Raw genomic sequence first — 20027 nt, 5'->3', positions numbered from 1 at the left:
CATGGCCATGCGCTCCACCCTCACCCTCAACCTCGGCGCCACGAAGGCCGCGCTCCGCACCGCGGCGGCGGCGGGCCTCAAGGTCGGCGCGGAGGTCGTCCTCGCCGAGTCCCGCAAGGTCGTCCCCATCGAGGAAGCGACCCTCTCCCGCTCGGGCGCGACGGACGTCGACGAGGCGACGCTCACCGCGTCGGTCTCCTACGACACCCCGTACGCCGTCCGCCAGCACGAAGAGCTCGACTACCGGCACGACGAGGGCCGACAGGCCAAGTACCTCGAGGGCCCGCTGCTCGAGCACCGTGACCAGGCGCTCGCCGCGATCGCGCAGACCATCCGCGGGAGGCTCGCATGACCGTCCCCGCCACCAGCCTCTACACGGCGCTCGCCGAGCGCCTGCACGCCGCAGGCGTCGCCACCTGGAACCCCGCCGGCATCTACACGCCCGGTCAGACCGGCATCACCCTCACGGTCATGCCCGCCGCCCCGGACCGCGCGGTCGTGCTGACGGTGTACGACCGCGACGAGCACGCCGACCCGCGGCTGACGGACGAGCGCGTGCGCGTGCAGGTGCGCGTCCGCGCGGCGAAGGGCCGCCCGGACAGCGCGGACGCGCTCGCCGAGGCCGTGCACGCCGTGCTGCGTGCGCACCACGTGACGTGGTCGGGCGTGGCGATCACGCGGGTGCACCGTCGCTCGTACCTGCCGCTCGGGCTGGACTCGAACGGTCGTCCGGAGGTCTCGATGAACTACGAGGTCCTCCTGCCCTGATCCCCGAGCGCGCGTCCCTGGCGGGCGCGGCCCGGTCCACTGCCTGCCCGCCCGAGGGTCGGCATCCATCCCACACCCCGGAGGCATCCTCATGTCTGTCCCCACCGACCTCGGGCTCTCCTACGAGCTCGACCTCGACATCAACCTCGCCGGACCGGGCGTCACGCCCGCCATCTGGCAGCAGATCCGCTTCACGAGCGCGATCAACCCCCAGCACGCCCCGACGCTCGTCGACGCCGCGACGTACGACGACGAGGGCGCCCAGAACCAGGCCAAGCTTGGCGAGTCGGCGAACCTCGCATTCACGATCCAGTCGCAGCGCAACCCCGACGGGTCGTTCCTGCCGGAGGTCCAGGCGCTGCTCAACGCCGCGAAGCCCGGCACGCGCGGCAACGCCGCCCTCGCCGAGGTCCGTGTCTACGACAGCCTCGGCGCGGACTACGCGTTCCAGGGCATCTACTCGGTTCAGATGGACCGCGGCAACACCGGCAACGCCGACCTCGGCGGCTGGTCGGCGACGCTCACCGGCAAGGGCAAGATCAAGCCGATCGCCAACCCGGCCCCGGCCGGTGGCTCGCCGAGCGCGCCCCCGGTGCTCGGCTCGGCAGCGCCGTCGGCCGCGGCCGCGGGCGACATCGTCACGATCAAGGGCTCCGGCTTCGCCGGCGTCCTGCTCGCCACCGCGGTGAAGGTCGGCGCGACGTCGGCGACGTCGATCTCGGTGGTCGGCGACTCGACCATCGTCGCGGTCGTGCCCGCCGGGTCGGCCGGGTCCGCGCCGATCACGGTCACGCACCCCACGAACGGCGCGTCGAACGCGCTGCCGTACACCCGCGGCGCCTGACCGCACTCGAGCCCGCCCGCCCCGCTGTGGGCGGGCGGGCTCGCCCGCACCCACAACCCAGAGCAAGGAGCACCGCCGTGGCCAAGTCCTTCACCCGCTACCTCCGCCCGAACCTCGACCTCGAGGCGCGCGACGGCAAGATCTACCACGTCCCGCCGCCCACGAAGCACAACGGGCTCGTCCTGGCCGCGATCGTCGCCTACGGCATGAACAAGGCCACGGGCCGCGAGACCGACGACGAGACGATGGCGCTGTGGGAGTCCATCCCCGGCGACACCCCCGTGGGGCACCTCGCGCTCACACAGGCCGTGTACGACCAGATGCTCGCTGACGGGCAGCCGGAGATCGACGTCGACCGGTACGCGCTGTACGCGCAGTACTACTGGACGCTCGGCGAGGACGCCGCCGACCAGGTCATGGAGTTCACCTACGGCCCCGCCGACGACGAGGGCGCGGCCCCAAAAGCCTGAGCGGCCCCGCGGACTGGGCACCGTACGGCATCGGCGAACCCGACGAGCACGGCATCTACCCGCGCTACCGCCGCCCACCCCGCGAGCAGCTACCCACCGCGCCCACCACGGGCCCGACGTGGCGTGACCTGCTCGACCGCTGGGACCTCATCACCGTCGACCTGCTCGCCCTCTACGGCGTCGACCTGTACGACCCCGCGCTCGACGCGCGCCCGTGGCCGTGGCTGCGCGGGCTGATCCTCGCGCTCCTGACGGAGCCGACCTCGCGCCTCGCACGCGACCTGCACCCCTGACCCCACCAGAACCACGCCCTCGGGAGGTGCAATGTCGCTCACCGTCGGCGAGCTCGTCGCCTACATCAAGGTCGACGACCAGGACTCCGCACGCAAGCTCGACGGCGTCGCGCAGGGCATGGGCAAGGTCCAGGCCGCCGCGGACAAGGCCGCGCGCGCTGGGGAGTCGCTCGTCGCGGCGCAGCACGCCGTCGCCCGGTCGGCGGACGCGGTCGCGAAGGCGGAGAAGGCTCTCGCGGACGCGCGCAAGAGCGGTGACCAGGAGAAGGTCGCTGCCGCCGAGAAGAGCCTCCAGCAGGCGCGCGAGCGTCAGGCGGTCTCGGCGTCGAAGCTCGAGCGCGCCGAGCGCAACGTGCGCAGCGCGACGGAGGCGAGCGCCGCGGCGACGGAGGCGAGCGCGGAGGCGTCGAAGAAGGCGACCATCGCGTCGCGCCTGCAGTCCGAGGCGGCGCAGGACCTCGCGAACCGCACCGCGCTCGTCGGCGGCGCACTGACCGCCGCCGCGGGCATCGCCGTGAAGTTCTTCGCGGACTTCGACGAGGGCATGTCCGGTGTCGCCGCGACCGGCGACGACGCCCGCCAGAACATCGACGGCCTGCGCGCGTCGGCGATCCAGGCGGGCGCGGACACGAAGTACTCCGCGACCGAGGCCGCAGGCGGCATCGAAGAGCTCGCGAAGTCGGGCGTGACCGCGAAGGACGTCCTGGCGGGCGGCCTCAAGGGCTCGCTCGACCTCGCTGCGGCCGGAAACCTCGGCGTCGCCGAGGCCGCCGAGTACGCGGCCATCGCGATGACGCAGTTCAAGCTGAAGGGCAGCGACGTCGGGCACGTCGCCGACCTCCTCGCGGCGGGCGCCGGCAAGGCGATGGGTGAGGTCAGCGACCTCGGGCAGGCCCTCAAGCAGGGCGGTCTGGTTGCATCCGCGACCGGCCTGTCCATCGAGGAGACGACCGCAGCCCTGGCGGCGTTCGCTGCGGGAGGCCTCCTCGGGTCTGACGCGGGCACGTCCCTCAAGACCATGCTCCAGCGCCTGTCCGCGCCGATGGGCGACGCCAAGCAGCTCATGGACTCCCTCGGCATCTCGGCGTACGACGTGTCCGGGCAGTGGGTCGGCCTCGAGCAGCTCGCAGGCCAGCTGACGAACGCGCTCGGCGACATGACGCCCGCGCAGCGCAACGCCGCCATGGCGACCATGTTCGGTGCGGACGCGGTGCGCGCCGCAAACGCCCTCTACGAGAACGGCGCGGACGGCGTCCGCGAGTGGACGGCCGCGGTCAACGACCAGGGCTACGCGTCCGAGGTCGCCGCGATCCGCATGGACAACCTCAAGGGCGACCTCGAGACCCTGTCCGGCTCCATCGAGACCGTCTTCATCCAGGCGGGCGGCGGCGCCAACGACGTCCTGCGCGAGATGGCCCAAGGTGCCGGCGCGCTCGTCGACGCGATCGGCGAGGTCCCCGGGCCCGTGCTCGAGGTGCTGACCGTCCTCACCGGCGCGGGCGGCATGACCGCGCTCGGCGTCGCCGGCCTGACGAAGCTCGTCGGCGGTCTCAAGAACGCGAAGAACGCCGCGGAGGGCCTCAAGCTGTCCGCGAAGGGCGCGAGCGTCGCCGTCGGCGCGGTGTCCGCCGCGATCGGTGTCGCGACCATCGGCGTCATGGCGTGGGCCAACGCCCAGGCCGAGTCCAAGCAGCGCATCGACTCCCTGCGCGAGTCCCTCGACGGCGTGACGGGTGCTGTCACCGAGTCCACGCGGCAGGTCATCGCTGCCGAGCTCGTCAAGACCCCTGACTGGTGGACGTTCGACTTCTCCGGCTCGGCTGCGGAGGGCGCAGAGGCGCTCGGGATCAGCGTCGAGACCGTCACGAACGCGATCCTTGGGCAGAAGGACGCGATGGCGGCGCTCGAGCGCTACTACGGTCCCCAGGAGGTCGCGTACGGCAACATCCGCGAGGAGGCCGAGAAGAACGGCCTCTCCATCGGCGACTACAACGATGCGGTCGGTGCGCTGCGCCGCGGCCTCCAGGGCCAGTCGAAGGACCTCGACGCCGCGAAGAAGAAGCACGAGCTCATGGCGGAGGCCACGGGCGCGACGTCCGAGGAGACCGACCGCGCCGCGAAGTCCGTCGAGCTCTTCGCGACGAACCTCGAGGACCAGGCGAAGGCCGCTGACGCCGCCTGGAAGGCCATCAAGGGTCTCGCCGACGGCGTGCTCGGCATGCGTGACGCGGAGCGTGGCTACGAGGCTGCGCTCGACGCCGTCAACGAGTCGCTCAAGAAGAACGGCCAGACGCTCGACGTCGGTACGGAGAAGGGGCGCGCGAACCAGGCTGTCCTCGACGGCATCGCCGACGCAGGCTGGAAGTGGATCGACCAGATGCGCGCCCAGGGCGCCACGGACGAGCAGCTCCAGAAGAAGATGGGCCGCACGCGCCGCGAGTTCGTCGACGCGGCCAAGCAGATGGGCCTCTCGGAGAAGGCCGCGAAGAAGCTGGCAGACGAGCTCGGGCTCATCCCGTCGAACATCAAGACCGAGGTCGACGTCGACACCTCGAAGGCCTCGGCGGAGGTCACGCGCTTCATCCGCGAGCAGATGAAGAGGCAGATCGCGATCAACGTCGTCACCAACTCTGGTGGTGGGGGCAAGACTCACGTCCAGGCCAAGGCCACGGGCGGCGCCGTCGTCGGTCCGGGCACGGGCACGAGCGACGACATCCTCGCGCGCCTGTCCAACGGCGAGCACGTCATCACGGCCCGCGAGGTTGCCGCGATGGGCGGGCACGCACAGGTCACGAAGTGGCGCGCGGCCGCTCTCGCTGGACGCGCGCTGCCGGCCTTCGCTGCCGGTGGCCGAGTCGGCGCCAACGATCCTGTCGTGGACGCGACGGCAGCGGTCAAGCGTGCGCGGTCCGCCGTGAAGCGCGAGGAGCGGCAGGTCGAGTCCGCGCTCAACCGCTGGCGCGACATCCCAGGCGACAAGAAGAACCGCGACCGCAAGCGCACCGCCCAGCGGCAGCTCGACGACGAGCGCAAGGACCTCAAGGCCGCCAAGGCCGCGCTCAAGAACGCGGAGAAGGCGCTCGACGACGCGCGCAAGGAGCGCGCTGAGGAGCGCGAAAAGCAGTCCCGGCTGTCCGACGCGCGCGCCGACCTCGCCGTCGATGCCCGTCGGGGCAACATCACCGACCAGGTGTCCTCGGGTCTGTCGGGTGCGTATTCCGTCGTCGACACGCTGCGCGACCAGTCGAAGAACTCCGACCTGTCCAAGGCGCAGCGGGCGAATCTCGCCAAGACCGCACGCGAGGCCGAGGTCGCGCTACGCAAGCTGTACGCACAGGCCGAGGGCATCGAGAAGAAGCTCGACACCGCCCGCGATCACACGCAGCAGCTCGCCTCGATCAAGGCGTCCGTCGCCGGTGTCCTCGCCGGCGAGTTCAAGCTGTCGGACTCCCTCGGCAAGAAGGACGCTTACGGGTACGACCAGCCCGTCACAGCCAAGGGCCTTCTCGCGTCTGCGCAGAAGAAGGCCGGCGACCTCAAGACGTTCGGCGGCAAGCTCGACAAGCTCGCTGCGGCCGGCGTCGCGGGTGTGATCCTCCAGGAGATCGCACACGAGGGCCTCGAGGGGGGCACCGCGCTCGCGGACGCGCTCTTGGCGGACCCGTCCACGATCAAGGCGCTCAACGGCGCGTACGCGGACATCGACCGCTACTCGCAGGCCGCTGGGGCGTCCGCGACGAAGAACACGACCATCGACGGCCGTTTCTATAGGGGCGGCGTGGAGGCCGCAGAAGCCATCGTCGACGGCCTCGAGGATCAGCTCGGCTCGGTCACTGCGTCCATCGAGGCGTGGGGCGTGACGATGGAGAACGCACTGCTGGCGTCGCTCGGACTCAAGCGGGACTCCAAGGGCAACATCGTCAAGGCGTCCGCCAACAGCTCGCCCATCGCCGTCGGCCCCGATCCGGGCGCGAGCGGCGACATCCGTGCACCCCGTACCGTCGCGGTCGGCCCCGATCCGGGTGCGAGCGGCGACATCCGTGCACCCCGTGCCGTCACAGCTCAAGATGTCGCCGCGCGGGGTGGGGATGGCCGCGCTGGAGGCCTTCGGCGGACTGCGCTCAACGGCAACCTGCCCGGCCTCCGAAACGGCGGTCCCGTGGCCGCGAACATGCCCGTCGCGGCCCCAATCAACGCCCCGACGCCCGCTCCCGTCTACGTGACGATCCCCGACATCTACGTGCGCAATCCGATCACGGGCGAGGACGTCAAGGTCCTGACGCGCCAGGTGGTCCGCGCGGAGATGAGGACACCGACCACGGCAATGGCCGTGACGCGCCTGGGGCAGAACGAGCTCCGCCGCGTCGGAGAGAACTAGGAGAGCGGGATGCGTGACGCAAGGCTGGGCCCGCTCGGGGCACTCAGGTCGATGCCCTCGGTCGCACCAGGGGTGTCTCCAGAGGTGTCGCGAGCCTCGAACGAGCTTGTGACACTCGACGGCTCGCGGTATGTGCAGCGCGCGCCTGGATCGTCCCGAACATGGACGCTCCAGGCGCGTCTGCTGTCGCCGGCAGACCTCGCGTTCCTGGCGGCGTGCGCTGACGGCACGGTGCCGGGGCCCCTGTTCCTGTACACGGACGACGCGGCACGCACGAATCTTCTGCCGAGTGATGTCGCGGCTCCGGGTCGCGCGGGGACGACCGCACTCGGGTCCTCGCTCGGGGTAGTGCTCGTGGGCATGCCGTCTGGCGTAGAGACGGTCACCGGTGCCGTCCAGGCGTCCGCGGCGGGTGCGTGGTCGGCGACAGTGCCGCTGCAAGCGGGCCTGTCGTACACGCTGTCAGCGTGGGCGTCTACGGCCGGAACCGCCCTGGCGTGGCGGACGCTGTCCAGGGCGGGCGCACAGCTCCAGACCGGAGTCGTAACCACCGCAGCTGCCGCAGGTGCCTTCTGCGGTCAGAGCGCGTTCACGCCGGACGCCCTCGCCACGGGCGTGCAGGTCGCGCTTGCTGCCGGCACGGCGACGGTAGGAGGTCTGCGACTGACCGAGGGCGAGCACGAGCCGGTGTGGCTGTCGGGGCGTGGCGTGCCCGTCGTCGTCGTCGACGACCCCGCCGAGACGCTCCAGCTCATCACCGACCGCGAGGTGTTCGCGGACTACACCGTCACGATCCGGGAGGTCGCCAGATGAGCGCGCACGACGCGACTCCGCGCCACGCGGTGCGTGCCGACGTCGGCCAAGGCATGCAGACCCTGCCCGGTATGTCGTGGAGCGTGGACCGCACCCTGTCGGGGGTGGGCCTGCCAGGACAGGCGCGGGCCGCTACCGGGTCCTCGCTCGCCACAGGATCGCTGTCGATCCTCGACTCGCGCACGCCATGGCGGGGACCGGCGATCGCCGCGGGCGGAGCCGTGCACATCGACGCGGCACTCGACGCCGGGGCGTCGCTGACGCGTGTGGCCACGATGCGCTCGCGCTCCGTAGATGCCGCTGGCGCGCGCGTGCTAGAGCGCGGCCTGAGCCTCGAGGACGACGCACGCGGCCTGCTAGGGCCAGTCGCGTCGCCCGCAAGCGTCCCCGCGACCCCGGTGGACCTGTCCACGGTCCTTGTCACCCTGGCGACGTCCCTCGGCCTCGCGCACGACGTCGCGCCCTCGGGTGTGCTCGTGCCCGCGATCCTGCCTGAGGGGCGTACCGGCTGGGAGATCTGCCAGTGGGTCGCGCGTGTGACCCTGGGTGCGTGCTGGCTCTCGGAGACGGGCGTGCTCACGTACCGCGGCCCTGCCGCGATGCGCGGGCAGGGCACGCCGCGGGAGACGATCCACACGCTGCCGCAGGTCGTCGACCTGCCCTGGCAGGTGTCGACGGACGACGTCGCCGACCGCGTGACCCTCACGTACACCCCGCTGCTCGTCGAGCGCGTCACGGACGCCTCCCTGACGGTGTGGGAGTCCACGGAGACGCTCACGGTCGCGGCAGGCGCGACCGTCGTCGTCGAGCAGGACCTCGAGACGGCCGTCGACGGCCTCGCGCCGTGGCTGCCCATCTGGTCGACGGCTGCTCCCGAGGCGCAGCGCTCGCGGTGGGCGGCATCCACGCAGGCCGACGGCGGCGGTGAGCGGCCTGCCGACTCGGCGCTGACGGTGGCTGCGACGCTCGTGACGGCATCGCGCGTGCGCATCACGGTCAAGAACAACGCGGCCGTCACTCTGTACGTGGGGGGCGGCCAGCCCACGCAACTGCTCATCGTGCGCGCGAACGCCCGCGCGTCCCGTAGCGCGCAGGTGACGCTCGCCGCCGGGGTGGAAGCCTCGGTATCCCGCTCGGAGTGCTCGCTCGACGTGGGCACCGGTGTCTCATCTGAGGCTGAGGCGCACACGCTTCTGGCGTGGCTGGCCGCGCAGACCGCGAGCCCACGCGCGACCCTCTCGCAGATCCAGGTCGTCCCCGATCTGGCCCGGCGTCTGGGTGACCTCGTAGAGATCGTCGACCCGATCACGGGCCTGTCCTCGCGGTGCATCATCGCCGGGGTCCACCTGGAGGCCGGCGCTGGCTCGATCACGCAGTCTCTCGACCTGACACTCGTCGACGGCGTCGCCCCGACTCCGCCCGCGGTCATCCCTGTCGTCACCGGCAGCGCTGGCACGTCGAGCTCGGCGGGGATCTCCGCAGTCGAGCGGTCGCGTCTGGACGCGATGGAGCGCGAGGACCGCTCTCAGCCGTCGGTGCCGTCGGCCCCGACCCTCACCGCGCGTCTCGGGGTCCTCTCGATCACATGGGACGGCCTGAGCAACACCGGCGGGCCCGTCTCGGACAACCTCGCCTACGTCGAGGTCGCCCTCGGAGACGCCACCGCCCCGACGTCGGTCATCGACCGGATCGAGCGTGGCGGCGGCACCGTCCACGTCACCGGCCTTCCCTACAACGTCCTGCGCTACGTGCGCCTGCGGGCCGTCTCCCGTAACCGGATCCCCTCCGCGTGGGGTGCCGAGCGCTCCCAGGCTGTCACGCCGCTCGTCGACACCGACCTCATCGGCAAGGTCATCGCCGAGGCCAACCTCGGCGACGACGTCGTCACCGCCCGTACGATCTTCGCGGGCGCTGTCACCGCCGAGGCGATCGCGGCGCTCGCGGTGCAGGCCGGGCACATCGCAGCCAACGCGGTCACGGCCGACACGATCCTCGCGGGTGCGATCACGGGTGTGAAGATCGCCGCCGATGCGATCGACGGCAAGACGATCACCGGCGCGACAGTCCGCACGGCGGCCTCGGGGCAGCGCGTGATCCTCGATGCGGCGGGCCTGCGTGCCCACAACGCTGCGGGCGCCCTGGTCACCTCGATCGCGCTGCCGGGCGGGACGCTGAGCGCGACCGGCGTCTCCCTGACGGGGACCCTGACGACGACCCAGGGCGTGGCAGAGACAGTCATCAGCGCGGGCAAGATCCGCTCGACGGGGCTCAACGGCACCTCGGAACTCTCCGGGTCGCTCGAGTTCTACAACGGTGCCACGAACATCGGAACCCTGTCCCCGCTCAACACCACGAACATGCAGCTCTACGCGTCGGGGAACCTCTCGCTGCGGGGGGCTGGAGGCTCAATCAACCTCCTCTCCGACACCGCTGGGCCTTTTGTCAACATTCCTGATACGGCCGGCAGAGACTATGCCCCAGACGGGTCCGGGCGGAGCTTCATCACGACCCTCGCCAACGGCTCGCTCGGGCGCTGGGTGTCCGGCGCGGCGACGACACCGGGCGGGCTGACCGTCACCGGGTCGCTGTACAGCGGCGCCTTCCGCGCGACCGGGAACTCGTACCACGACGCCTACCTAATCTCGGCGGGCACCTACGCCTACACCGGGGGCTCGGCGGCGAACGTTGGCATCAACACGGCCGGGACATTCTTCCGTTCGACGTCGCGCTCCGATCAGAAGGTCGCCGTCGAGGACGCGCCCGCCGAGTGGGCGGATGCGTTCTGGGACCTGCGCCCGCGGACGTGGATCGACCGGGGCGACGCCGAGCGCCTGGCTGACGCCCTCGCCCGTGAGGCCGGTGTCGACCCCGAGGGTCACATCACGCCGGTCGAGGACGTCGAGTGGGACACCGTCATGGTCGAGCCCCTGCGCAGGATCCCCGGCTTCGTCGCTGAGGAGGTCGAGGCTGCGGGCCTGGCCGGCCTGGTCACCTACGACCGCGACGGCGAGGTCTCCGGCCTGTCCTACGACCGCATGCTCACCGCTGCCGTCCTGGCCATGCGCGCCGAGCGCACCGCACGACTGGAACTGACCGTCGAGGTCACCGACCTCACCGCACGACTCGCCACCCTGGAGGCAGCAGCATGACCGACACCGTCCCGACCCCCGCACCCGAGCCCGTCGACGCACCCGTCGAGGTGCCCATCGACGACGTCCTCGCCCGCTACGGCCGCGAGCTCGCCGCGATGACCCAGCGGGCCGTCCTCGCCGAGGCACAGGTCCAGGCGCTGCTCAACGCCCGCCACTGACGCCGAGAGGGCACCCACATGACCGAGGCCGTCTGGGTCCAGATCGTCGTCGCGCTCGGCCTCGTCGCCGTCGCCGTCATCAACAAGCGCGACTCCCGCGCCACGAGACGCGAGGTCCGCGCCGTCCGCGCCGACACCGCCGCCGTCCGCGAGCAGACCGAGAACTCTCACGCCAGTGCCGAGTTCCCGATCATGCGCGACCAGCAGGACGAGCAGCTCGCGGTCTCTCGCGCGACCCACGACCAGGTCCTCGCCCTCGCAGAGGTCCAGCGAGGCATGGACCGACGCCTGGGCCGACTCGAGCGGCAAGCCTCCGACCTGCGTGCCGCTGACGTCGCCACCGACGACACCCTCGACCGCCACGAGGTCGACCACGCGCGCGCACTCGCCCGCGCGATCGCCGACCGGGACCGCGCCCTGATCGACCTCGCGGCCCACTTCGAGCAGCGCGTGCCCGAGCTCATCGCTGCAGCACTCGACGGCCACGTCGCGGCCTGCCCGCTGCGCACTCCGCGCCCCTGACCGACCCAACCCCTCGACCCCGACGCGCGTCCTGCGGTCGGGGTCGTCGTCATGCCCGAGGAGGCACTCATGACTGCACTCGTCGAGGTCGCAAGCGACCGCCGACTCGCCCCCGCTCCCGCGTCCGACTACCTCCGCGCGCTCGAGCTCGGCGCACCGCCGGGCATCACGTCCGCGACCCGCGACCCGGCTGAGCAGATCACCACGTTCCTCGATCGCTACCGGCCCGCGACGAGCAAGGACGACGTCGGACCCTACGGCGACGTGGGGGTGTGGCGGGGAGTGCGCTACGTGCGCATCTCGGCCAAGGGGACGGTCGCGGTGCCGGGCACGTCCCTGCACGAGCGCGGCAACGCCCTCGACATCCCCGAGCCCGCCCGCGCGTGGTTCCACCAGTACGGCGCCCGCTTCGGCTGGCACAACCCCGCCTGGGCCAAGCACGCGGGCACCTACGAGCCCTGGCACTTCGAGCACACGCCCATGCCTACCCGAGACGAGGACGACATGATCCGCACCACCAAGCACCGCACGAAGAACGTCGCCCTGCCCAAGGGGCAGTGGAAGACCGCGCCGATCGACGACGCCGGCAACACCTCCGCGAGCACGACCGCCGGGCACTTCGACGCCCTCGCGACCCTGCGCCTGCACGGCCTCGCCCGCGGCGCCGAGGTCCAGGCCCGCTTCGTCGTCGTCGAGACCGATGCCGCCGGCAAGAGCGCCAGGATCGTCCACCGCCTCCCGCTCACCGAGATCATCGGCACCTCCGGCGACTCCTTCGGCCAGGTCGCAGCCAAGGGCGTCCTCGCCCTCATCGCAGGCAAGCGCGAGCGCCGCCTCCGCCTGCAGCTGCTCGCGACGACCGCCGGCGTCACCCTCGTCGACCTCGACGTCACCACCGACACGCGCCCCGCCTGAGAGGACCAGCCACGATGACCACCACTGACCTCGACGAGCGCACCGTGCTCTCCGACCGCACCGTCGCGCTCCTGCGCACCGCCGTCCCCGGCCTCTGGGCCGCCCTCGTCACCACCCTCCTGCGCATCATCAGCCCCCACCTGCCCGGCGACGTCGGCACCGCGCTCGCGGCCCTCCTGCGCTCCGAGCTCGCGCTCACGCTCGTCGTCGCGCTCGTCCTGGCGCTCTGGTACTGGCTGTGGCGTCGTATCGAGCACCTCGTGCCCGACTGGCTCGTCCGCCTCGCGCTCGGCTCCGCGCGCACGCCTGGCTACGCGCTCCCGGCTGCGGTCGTCGAGACGGGCGGCGGCAGGCTCGTCACGGGCGTCCTGCCCGTCTCGGAGATCTCCGCCACGACGATCCCCGCGGGTGTGCTCACGGTCGGCAAGATCACCAGCCTCACCCCGTCCGAGGCTGCGCTCGTCGCCGACTACCGCGCACTCGAGGCCCGCCCCGAGCCCGCCGACATCGACGACCCGGACGACGACGTCGACGAGACCCTCGCCGACTGACACGCACCAGCGCACACGACAACGCCCCCACCCTCTCGCGAGGGTGGGGGCGCCACGTGCGTTCACCTATCGGACGATCCCGAGGTGTCGAACGGCGTGGGTGGGCCGAGGCGTAACAACGCTCGGTGCGAAGGCGTCGTTGTGCTTCGCGTCAGAGAAGCCGACCGCGATCGCAAGTTCTCCCTCGCTGAGCCCGCCAGCAACCATCGAATCGGCGATATGCCTGGCGAGTCGAGGCCTCTCCACGGGGATCTCGTCATTCGCAGGCTCGTTGATCCTCCAGCCACGGGCGGAGATCTGTTTGAAGAGCGACGTCTTCTCCGCGTCGCTGATGGCTCCGAGGGAGTGTGCACGCATCACGAGCGCAGCGATAGAGACACCCCAGTAGCGTTTGAGCTCGACGAACCTGGACAAGGTAAGCCGGCCCCGCAGCATCGACCGGATCTCGTGAGCTGGGACGAGGAACTCCGCGGCGAACTCGTTCGCGTCCCCTTCCATGTCATCGGTCGGGTGCTGAGCGTGCATGACGAGATGGCCGAGCTCGTGTGCCAGCGTGAGCCGCTTTCGATCTGGCGACGTCGCGCTATTGAGCAGCACGACGGCGTGGTCCCCTGCCCACTGGGACAGGCCATCGACACGCGCGGCCGGGCCGAAGTCATGTTCGACGATCAGGATCCCAGCCGACTCCATCCACGACGTGACCGACGCGACAGGCCCCAACGGCATCTGCCATTGCAGTCGCACCATGCCCGCGATCTCAGAGGGATCTCGCTCGATCGGGTCAAGGGTCGGCACGGCACGCTCCGCGGTGAGAGACACTTCCTCAGCCAACGTCGAGGTGTGGAGCCTCAGCATGTTGAGCTGCGCCTCGAGCTGTCGCCAGATGCTGACCTTCGCGGTGGCGCGCCGCCGCATGTGCGCTGCTGCCGCAATGCCACCTCGCATGCGGTCGCCTCGAAGCAGTAGCCGCGGGGTGACGCCAAGTGCATCCGCAAGTCTCTGGACGTCGACCTCGTCGGGCTCCCGGAGGCCCTTCTCCCAGCGGGACAGGGTCGCTTGCTGGACGCCGACCATGTCAGCGAGATCTCCCTGCGTCATGCCTCGTGCGCGGCGAGCCGTCTCGAGGACTTCGCCGATGTTGCTCATTCGCTGCCTGCCAGTCCTTCTTCTTCGTCGGCGAGAGCGGCGTCGCGAAGGTCGACCTTCGGGAGCCCGGGCGTGATGTCTCGATATCCCAGCGGCAACGTGGACTCCTGGGTGGGGTCGATCTCGTAGGCCCAGACCACATTCCTCTTGCCCTCGCGGTAAGAGATTACCGGTTCAACGATCTCCCTCAGGTCGCGGTCCCAGCGGTAGCCGATCGCCAGGCCCTTGACCAGCTCCATGCCGTCGAGCGTCTGGACACCTCCACCCCAGAAGTCTCGGTCGGCCGCGGTCTCATAGGACGTGAGTCGATCGTGGATCGAGTGGCGCTTGATGCGCGCCACGTAGCTCCGGCCCGTGGCCGTAGAGACGGTGAGTTCTCGGTACGGCTCACTGTCGCGGATCTGGACACCGGGGCGTCCAGCCATCTCGTCACAGATTGCCACCCAGTAGGCGAAGTGCAGCGAGTTGGCGAGGTCACGCTCGTTACGGAGCATGAACCGGCGCGGGTCTGAGCGCAGTTGCTCAAGATCAGCCCTGGCCGCTGCTGTGGCTCGGATCATCGCTTCGGGCAGCTCAGACCCGAGCTCCTGCAGCACCGCGTGTGAGTTTCGAGGTGAAAACATACCGGAAAATATACCGCTCTCTCTCTGCTTTGCACAACGGTGCAGGTCAGAGTCGTGGGCGAACCCGCGCGGGCACTTGTCACGCCCTCGTCGCTCCTCGCCCGCGGGCCAGTCCGTCAGCCGGTGGATCGCGTTGCGATCGAACCTCACGGACTCACGGGCAGGTCTGGGGCTGCGACCTGGAGCAGACGGCGGCCGCCCTCCGAGAGAGGACCTTCCACATAGGCGATCTTGTGGTTCGCTAGCGCCTCACGAACGAGTCGGGTGCCCACACCACGTCGCTGGCACTGACTCGCCGTCCATACGTGCGCGAGCGCCTCGTAGCGCCCGTCTCTGTCTCGGTCGTAGAGCACAACGAAGCCCGTAAGCGAGCCTGTCCAGCTTTCATCATGGCCCTCGACCGGCTCGATGTGCAGAATCCAGAGGCCGTCTGAGCCAGGTTGCATGTCATATTGACCCGCGCGACTGTAGGCGCGTGCAGCTCGTTGCATCGCGGAGTCACGCCACGAGTGAGCATCGACCTTTACCGGACGCTCCTCGAGTGTCCCCCTGTCGAGGTCGACGGTCTCGATGTAGCCGCCATCAACCCAACGGGCGTCGTCGAACGGTGCCGCAACCACGATCGACGGACCGAAGTCGGCGTCGGCAGCTTCGATAGCCCACTCCACTAGCTTCTCGAGTTCGTCGATCACTACGTGAAGGTCGACGTCAGCACTGTTCGAGACGAGCGCGCCCGGTCGTGCAAGCGCGCGCAGGCCTCGATGGGCATCTCGATATAGGTCCTCGCGTGAGACCTTCGCGTCGTCCATGCAGTGTCCCTTCACTGGCCGACCGATCATCGGCCGTGCGTTGGTTGGCTAGAACCTACTCGAGCGGGAAGCGACGACACCGCACACTGGACCCATGCACCTCGACAAGCGCGGCCGCGACTACTCCGCACTCCTCGTCACCCACCCCGTCGACGGACCGCAGACCGCCTACGAGCGCCCGCGCCGCGCCCTGGTCACAGCGCCCACCTACGCCGGCGACACCGTCACCCTCGAGCTCGACGTCACCGCCCGCGCCCACGGCATGCTCTGCGTCGAGCAGCACGACCCCACCTGGGGCACCTGGCACGCATGGGTCCCCGCCGAGGCATGCGAGCCGCTCGCGTAGAGGCGACGTCGCTTATCTCCGCGCCCGCATAACCCCACCCGCAGGTAGCACCCAGACCACACTCACGAACGTCACGCGCAACCGGCACGAGCGCGAGGGCGAGCGCAGCCACCAGTCATCATCGTCACGAGGACCCATCCGGGCACGTCGCCCCTGTCCGAGCCGTCGGCCGTCACCTCGAGCCAGCGCGCGTGGAGGCGCGCCAGGAGACCGGGGCGCGCCGCCACGGCTCGGTGCGACGCCGCACCGGGGAAGGCTGCGTCAGGTGCGGCGGGGCGAGTGTCGTTCGTGCGGGTCGACGGTCGGGTCTCGAGGTGCGGTGTCATGGAAGTTCCTCCGGGATGTGGCGGACGTGGGTCCTGGTGGTGGTGGGTGCGGTCACAGGCCGCTGACGAGCACGACGGCAGTCGGGTAGAGGGCGAAGACGATCGTGATGGGCAGGACGAGGAAGACGACGGGCACGAGCATCGCGACCTCCTTGCGCCCGCCGATCTCGAGGAGGCGTCGGTGCCCGTCCGCGCGGACGTCCTGGGCCTGGGCGCGCAGGACCTCGGCGACGGGCGTCCCCCGCTCGACCGCGACCGCGATGCCCTCGGCGAACCTGCCGAGCGCAGGGACACCGGTGCGTTCGGCGAGCCTGTCGAGCGCGTCGGAGAGGTTGGCGCCGGCGTGGATGTCGGCGAGGGCGAGGCGCAGCTCGCGGACGAGCTCGCCGTCGGCGATGCGGGCGATGCGCTGGAGCGCCGCGTGGGGGCTCTCCCCCGCCGCGACCGCGAGCGCGAGCACCTCAGCGATCGTCGGGAACTCGAGGAGCATGGCTTCCTCGCGCTGCTTGACCGCGGTCCCGAGTCGCACGTCGGGCAGGATGCCGCCGCAGAGGCCGGCCAGCAGGACGAGGACGACAGCAGCGGGCACGGGAAACGTCCCGAGCGCGCCCGCGGGCACGGCGACGACGAGACCGAGCGCCAGACCCGCGCAGGCCCCGAGGACCTGGCTCGCCCGGACCTGCTCGACGCTGCGCGGGTCGCCGGCACGCCGTAGCCGCCGGGCAAGCTCCTCGCTCCCCCCGAGGATCCTGACGACCGCGAGCGTGAAGCTCCTCAGCGGCTTGCCGAGCGCGTGGCCGAGCACCCCGGTGAGGTGCGGACGGTCGCCCGGGTGCAGGCCGGATCCGAGGCCGGGCCGCGGGACGTAGGGGGCGAGCCGCTGCTCGAACGTCACGCGCCGTGCGCGCGCGTGGGCGCGGAGACACAGGAGGCCGAGACCGAGCCCGAGGCCCGCCCATGCTCCGACGAGGTCCGGGGCCGTCATCGCAGCACCCTCCTGTCGACCGGGAGCCGCCCGAGCCGGACCATCGCCCCGTACGCCCCGACGCACACGAGGCCGCCGACGGCGAGCACGAGCGCGCCCGCAGGGGTCGCGTAGGCCTCGGCGGTCCCGGGGCGTGTCGCGAGGAGGGCGAGCATGACCCACGGCGCGGCGACAGCGAGGCGCGCACCTGCGACGGTCCATCCCTGGCGAGCCTCGAGCTCTCCCCGAGTTCTGTTGTCCTCGCGGAGGAAAGTCGCGAGCGTCCGCAGGAGCCTGCCCAGGTCGGTTCCGCCTACCTGCCGGGTGATGCGGAGCGACTCGACGAGGCGGTCGGCGACCGGGTCGGCGAGCCGTGCCTTGAGGTCGTCGAGACTCTCGTCGAACCTGCCCGACGCTCGGTGGTCGGCGGCGAAGCGCGCGAACTGCTCGCGCAAGTCGACCGGACCGCGGTGAGCGAGCTGCGCGAGCGCCTCGGGCAAGGAGAGCCCGGCACGCACGCCCGAGACGAGGTGGTCGACGACCTCCGGCCAGACCTCACGCATCTCCTTGGCGCGTGACGCGGCACGGGCCCGCACGACCGCTGTCGGCAGGGTCGCCGCGATGAGACCGAAGCACACGCCGAGCGGAACGGCGCCGGTCGCGGCGCTCGCACCGACGATCACGAGGACCCCGAGGACCGCCGAGAGCACGACGAGCCCAGAGGGGCTCGTCCCCGGCAGCCCGGCCCCCGCGAGGTCGTCCGCGAGCCGCCCGAGCAGGCCCGAGCGTCTCCGGGGTGCGGGAGCCTCCCAGCACGCGGTCCACACGAGCAGCAGCCCGCAGCCGAGGGCGAGACCCACCACGACGTCCAAGTCAGCCCTCCGTCCGGAGGATGTGCGCGATGTCGATACCGGCGCCCGCGAAGGGCTCAGTGGTCACGGGATGCCCCGCCCCTCGGACGAGCGTCGTGCCGTCGGTGCGGTACATCTCGGCGAGCTCGACGACGCCACCCTCGACACGTCCCGTGACGAGGGCGATCTCACGAACACGTCGCGCACCGCCGGCGTCGCGGGCGACGTGGACGACGACGTCGAGGGCGGTCGCGACGGATGGCACGACGAAGCCGGCCGTGACGTTCTCGCCGGCAAGCAGGGGCAGCGTGCACATCTTCGCGACGGCCTCGCGTGCCGAGCCGGCGTGGATGGTGCACATGCCAGGGATGCCCGAGGAGAGCGCGATGAGCAGGTCGAACGCCTCGGCCTCACGGACCTCTCCGACGACGATCCTGTCGGGCCGCATGCGCAGCGCCTCCTTGACGAGCCTGCGCAGCGGGATCTCACCCGTGCCCTCGAGGCTCGGCTGGCGGCACTGCATCGCGACGACGTCGCGCCCGGGCAACCTCAGCTCGAAGACCTCTTCACACACGATGACGCGTTCGTGCGCGGGCACCGCCCCGCCGAGCGCGTTGACGAGGGTCGTCTTGCCCGCGTGCGTGGCGCCGGCGACGAGGATGTTGAGACCGGCACGCACGCACGCGTCGAGAAAGCGTGCGGCGGCGGGTGTGAGGGTGCCGAGGGCTACGAGGTCACCGAGGCTGCGGGCGCGCGCGACGAACTTGCGGATGTTGAGGGTCCACTCCCGCGTGACGTCAGGGATGACGACGTGCAGTCGCTCGCCTCCCGGGAGCGCGGCGTCGACGAAGGGGCTCGAGATGTCGAGACGCCGACCCGTCGGCTCGAGCATGCGCTCGACGAGGTCGGCAACCTGCCCGGACGTGAGGACCGTCGGGGTGAGTTCCGTCTCCCCGCCGCGCGCCACGAAGACGCGGCTGGGCGAGTTCACCCAGATCTCCTCGATCTCGGGGTCGTCGAGGTAGCGCTGGAGCGGGCCGAGGCCTGCGACTGCGTCGCGGACCGCGCGCTCGGCACGCGCGAGGTCGAGCAGCGGCGGCACCGAGCCGCGGCCCGCACGCTGCTCGTAGTCCTCGCGAGCGGCGTCGAGGAGGCCGTCGAACGCGGTCCTGTCGCGGACGGGGTCGATGCCGCGGGCGCGCACGAGCTCTCGCACCTCGGACTCGAGGATCGCCACGGCGTCCACGTCCACCTCCGGGTCGAACGGTCAGAACGCCGCCGACACTAGGTGAACGATTCGGACTTCGCCCGCCGAATGTGGATAACCGCCAGGACGGCCCCCTGTGGACAGGACGGACTCTGTCTGCTTCTGCGCGGCGCCGACCTGCAACGACGCGAGGCTGCTCACCCCTTGGACTGTGTCTCGACGTGTGGAACACGAAGCCCTGTCACCCCGAGGCCAGCCCTAACTCACCCCGGACTCACCCTTTGTCGTCGGATCCTGTCCAGCATGCGCGCAGCGCATTCCCGTCGCGCTCAGCGTCGCCGTCGTGGTCCGCACGGCACGGCACCGCACCGCACCGCACCGCACCGCACCGCACCGCACCGCACGAGCCTTACGCCCCCGGCAGCGGACGCGTCACATAGGCGTCGTCGTGCGACAGCAGCTCGCGCGCCACCTCGGGAAGGTTCCCCGCGACGACGTCGGCCAACGTCGTCGCCTCGAGGACCGAACGCATCGCGACCCGCAGCGCGACCCACGCGTCCCGCAGGTGCTCGGATGCGCCCCGGTAGTCGACGTCCTCCGGCTGCACGCCCGCGATGCTCGCGAGCGGCCCGTCGATCGCCCGGATGACGTCCGCGATCGCGACGTCCGCCGGGTCGAGCGCGAGCCGGTACCCGCCGTCCGCTCCCCGCCGCGACTCGACGATCCCCGCGGCCCGCAGGTCGCCAAGGATCGAGAGCATGAACGCCCCCGGGATCTGCTGGGCAGCCGCGATCTGGTCGGCCTTGAGGAGGCCGTCGGCCCTGTGCGCGGCGAGCTCGAGGCACCCACGCACGGCATAGTCGATCTTGGCTGTCACGCGCATGGGGTCAG

The 20027-nt window shown here is 71.0% G+C and carries 20 protein-coding genes; 12 read left to right on the top strand and 8 right to left on the bottom strand.

The genetic code is table 11. The features are described 5' to 3' along the window. Position 1: 1 nt before the first annotated feature. From G7063_RS04615 to G7063_RS04565, 11 genes are all read left to right on the top strand, one after another. Positions 2-352 (top strand): hypothetical protein, encoded by a 351-nt coding sequence (locus G7063_RS04615; protein ID WP_166413348.1) that lies wholly within the window; start codon positions 2-4, stop codon positions 350-352. After that, the gene (locus G7063_RS04610; protein ID WP_166413347.1) at positions 349-768 is read left to right on the top strand and encodes a minor capsid protein; all 420 of its coding nucleotides are present in this window, start codon (positions 349-351) and stop codon (positions 766-768) included. The genes G7063_RS04615 and G7063_RS04610 overlap by 4 nt, the downstream gene beginning before the upstream one ends. 91 nt (positions 769-859) lie before the next feature. Continuing rightward, on the top strand, positions 860-1612 hold the full coding sequence (locus G7063_RS04605) for a phage tail tube protein (RefSeq protein WP_166413346.1): 753 nt from the start codon (positions 860-862) through the stop codon (positions 1610-1612). A gap of 77 nt (positions 1613-1689) precedes the next feature. Continuing rightward, positions 1690-2082, top strand: a complete 393-nt coding sequence (locus G7063_RS04600) for a hypothetical protein (protein ID WP_166413345.1) — start codon at positions 1690-1692, stop codon at positions 2080-2082. 324 nt (positions 2083-2406) lie between these two features. Then, entirely contained in the window at positions 2407-6753 is a 4347-nt protein-coding gene (locus tag G7063_RS04595) for a phage tail tape measure protein (RefSeq protein WP_166413344.1), read from the top strand. A 51-nt stretch (positions 6754-6804) separates the two neighbouring features. Beyond that, the gene (locus G7063_RS04590; RefSeq protein WP_166413343.1) at positions 6805-7566 is read left to right on the top strand and encodes a hypothetical protein; all 762 of its coding nucleotides are present in this window, start codon (positions 6805-6807) and stop codon (positions 7564-7566) included. Further along, positions 7563-10715, top strand: a complete 3153-nt coding sequence (locus G7063_RS04585; RefSeq protein ID WP_166413342.1) for a hypothetical protein — start codon at positions 7563-7565, stop codon at positions 10713-10715. The genes G7063_RS04590 and G7063_RS04585 overlap by 4 nt, the downstream gene beginning before the upstream one ends. Next, the gene (locus G7063_RS04580) at positions 10712-10876 is read left to right on the top strand and encodes a hypothetical protein (protein WP_166413341.1); all 165 of its coding nucleotides are present in this window, start codon (positions 10712-10714) and stop codon (positions 10874-10876) included. Before G7063_RS04585 ends, G7063_RS04580 begins: the two co-directional genes overlap by 4 nt. Before the next feature lie 18 nt (positions 10877-10894). After that, positions 10895-11398, top strand: coding sequence for a hypothetical protein (locus G7063_RS04575; protein ID WP_166413340.1), 504 nt, complete (start codon positions 10895-10897; stop codon positions 11396-11398). Positions 11399-11467: 69 nt separating this feature from the next. After that, complete coding sequence (locus G7063_RS04570; protein ID WP_166413339.1) at positions 11468-12313, top strand: M15 family metallopeptidase; 846 nt, start codon at positions 11468-11470, stop codon at positions 12311-12313. A gap of 14 nt (positions 12314-12327) precedes the next feature. Further along, positions 12328-12864, top strand: coding sequence for a hypothetical protein (locus G7063_RS04565; protein ID WP_166413338.1), 537 nt, complete (start codon positions 12328-12330; stop codon positions 12862-12864). A gap of 66 nt (positions 12865-12930) precedes the next feature. On the opposite strand, the gene G7063_RS04560 is transcribed toward G7063_RS04565, so the two are convergent. The 3 genes from G7063_RS04560 to G7063_RS04550 form a co-directional block, all read right to left on the bottom strand. After that, on the bottom strand, positions 12931-14010 hold the full coding sequence (locus G7063_RS04560) for an ImmA/IrrE family metallo-endopeptidase (protein WP_166413337.1): 1080 nt from the start codon (positions 14008-14010) through the stop codon (positions 12931-12933). Beyond that, positions 14007-14606: a hypothetical protein gene (locus G7063_RS04555; protein ID WP_166413336.1), complete on the bottom strand. Its 600-nt coding sequence runs from the start codon at positions 14604-14606 to the stop codon at positions 14007-14009. The genes G7063_RS04560 and G7063_RS04555 overlap by 4 nt, the downstream gene beginning before the upstream one ends. A gap of 173 nt (positions 14607-14779) precedes the next feature. Continuing rightward, a complete protein-coding gene (locus tag G7063_RS04550) occupies positions 14780-15442 on the bottom strand; it encodes a GNAT family N-acetyltransferase (protein WP_166413335.1) in 663 nt (220 codons plus the stop codon). Positions 15443-15536: 94 nt separating this feature from the next. On the opposite strand from G7063_RS04550, the gene G7063_RS04545 reads away from it, so the two are divergent. Then, complete coding sequence (locus G7063_RS04545) at positions 15537-15788, top strand: hypothetical protein (RefSeq protein WP_166413334.1); 252 nt, start codon at positions 15537-15539, stop codon at positions 15786-15788. 71 nt (positions 15789-15859) lie between these two features. Here the strand turns inward: G7063_RS04545 and G7063_RS04540 are convergent, their stop codons facing one another. The 5 genes from G7063_RS04540 to G7063_RS04520 all read right to left on the bottom strand — a co-directional run bounded on the left by G7063_RS04540 (position 15860) and on the right by G7063_RS04520 (position 20019). Then, a complete protein-coding gene (locus tag G7063_RS04540; RefSeq protein ID WP_166413333.1) occupies positions 15860-16114 on the bottom strand; it encodes a hypothetical protein in 255 nt (84 codons plus the stop codon). Positions 16115-16166: 52 nt separating this feature from the next. Beyond that, positions 16167-17099, bottom strand: a complete 933-nt coding sequence (locus G7063_RS04535; protein WP_166413332.1) for a type II secretion system F family protein — start codon at positions 17097-17099, stop codon at positions 16167-16169. Next, positions 17096-17941 (bottom strand): type II secretion system F family protein, encoded by an 846-nt coding sequence (locus G7063_RS04530; RefSeq protein WP_370520742.1) that lies wholly within the window; start codon positions 17939-17941, stop codon positions 17096-17098. Before G7063_RS04530 ends, G7063_RS04535 begins: the two co-directional genes overlap by 4 nt. Before the next feature lie 10 nt (positions 17942-17951). Next, the gene (locus G7063_RS04525; protein WP_166413330.1) at positions 17952-19175 is read right to left on the bottom strand and encodes a CpaF family protein; all 1224 of its coding nucleotides are present in this window, start codon (positions 19173-19175) and stop codon (positions 17952-17954) included. A gap of 370 nt (positions 19176-19545) precedes the next feature. After that, positions 19546-20019 carry an Rrf2 family transcriptional regulator gene (locus G7063_RS04520; RefSeq protein ID WP_166413329.1) on the bottom strand — a complete coding sequence of 158 codons (474 nt, stop codon included), beginning with the start codon at positions 20017-20019 and terminating at the stop codon, positions 19546-19548. Positions 20020-20027 lie beyond the last annotated feature (8 nt).

Source organism: Sanguibacter sp. HDW7, from assembly GCF_011300875.1.
Classification (GTDB): domain Bacteria; phylum Actinomycetota; class Actinomycetes; order Actinomycetales; family Cellulomonadaceae; genus Flavimobilis.
This window is presented reverse-complemented; position numbering and strand designations above follow the sequence as displayed.

Bases quoted from the DNA above. Each gene is read 5' to 3' on its own strand.
- G7063_RS04535 (WP_166413332.1), bottom strand. From the start codon at position 17,099: ATGACGGCCCCGGACCTCGTCGGAGCATGGGCGGGCCTCGGGCTCGGT.
- G7063_RS04595 (WP_166413344.1), top strand. From the start codon at position 2,407: ATGTCGCTCACCGTCGGCGAGCTCGTCGCCTACATCAAGGTCGACGAC.
- G7063_RS04615 (WP_166413348.1), top strand. From the start codon at position 2: ATGGCCATGCGCTCCACCCTCACCCTCAACCTCGGCGCCACGAAGGCC.
- G7063_RS04570 (WP_166413339.1), top strand. From the start codon at position 11,468: ATGACTGCACTCGTCGAGGTCGCAAGCGACCGCCGACTCGCCCCCGCT.
- G7063_RS04590 (WP_166413343.1), top strand. From the start codon at position 6,805: ATGCCCTCGGTCGCACCAGGGGTGTCTCCAGAGGTGTCGCGAGCCTCG.
- G7063_RS04540 (WP_166413333.1), bottom strand. From the start codon at position 16,114: ATGACACCGCACCTCGAGACCCGACCGTCGACCCGCACGAACGACACT.
- G7063_RS04585 (WP_166413342.1), top strand. From the start codon at position 7,563: ATGAGCGCGCACGACGCGACTCCGCGCCACGCGGTGCGTGCCGACGTC.
- G7063_RS04520 (WP_166413329.1), bottom strand. From the start codon at position 20,019: ATGCGCGTGACAGCCAAGATCGACTATGCCGTGCGTGGGTGCCTCGAG.
- G7063_RS04550 (WP_166413335.1), bottom strand. From the start codon at position 15,442: ATGGACGACGCGAAGGTCTCACGCGAGGACCTATATCGAGATGCCCAT.
- G7063_RS04605 (WP_166413346.1), top strand. From the start codon at position 860: ATGTCTGTCCCCACCGACCTCGGGCTCTCCTACGAGCTCGACCTCGAC.
- G7063_RS04565 (WP_166413338.1), top strand. From the start codon at position 12,328: ATGACCACCACTGACCTCGACGAGCGCACCGTGCTCTCCGACCGCACC.
- G7063_RS04560 (WP_166413337.1), bottom strand. From the start codon at position 14,010: ATGAGCAACATCGGCGAAGTCCTCGAGACGGCTCGCCGCGCACGAGGC.
- G7063_RS04610 (WP_166413347.1), top strand. From the start codon at position 349: ATGACCGTCCCCGCCACCAGCCTCTACACGGCGCTCGCCGAGCGCCTG.
- G7063_RS04545 (WP_166413334.1), top strand. From the start codon at position 15,537: ATGCACCTCGACAAGCGCGGCCGCGACTACTCCGCACTCCTCGTCACC.
- G7063_RS04580 (WP_166413341.1), top strand. From the start codon at position 10,712: ATGACCGACACCGTCCCGACCCCCGCACCCGAGCCCGTCGACGCACCC.
- G7063_RS04575 (WP_166413340.1), top strand. From the start codon at position 10,895: ATGACCGAGGCCGTCTGGGTCCAGATCGTCGTCGCGCTCGGCCTCGTC.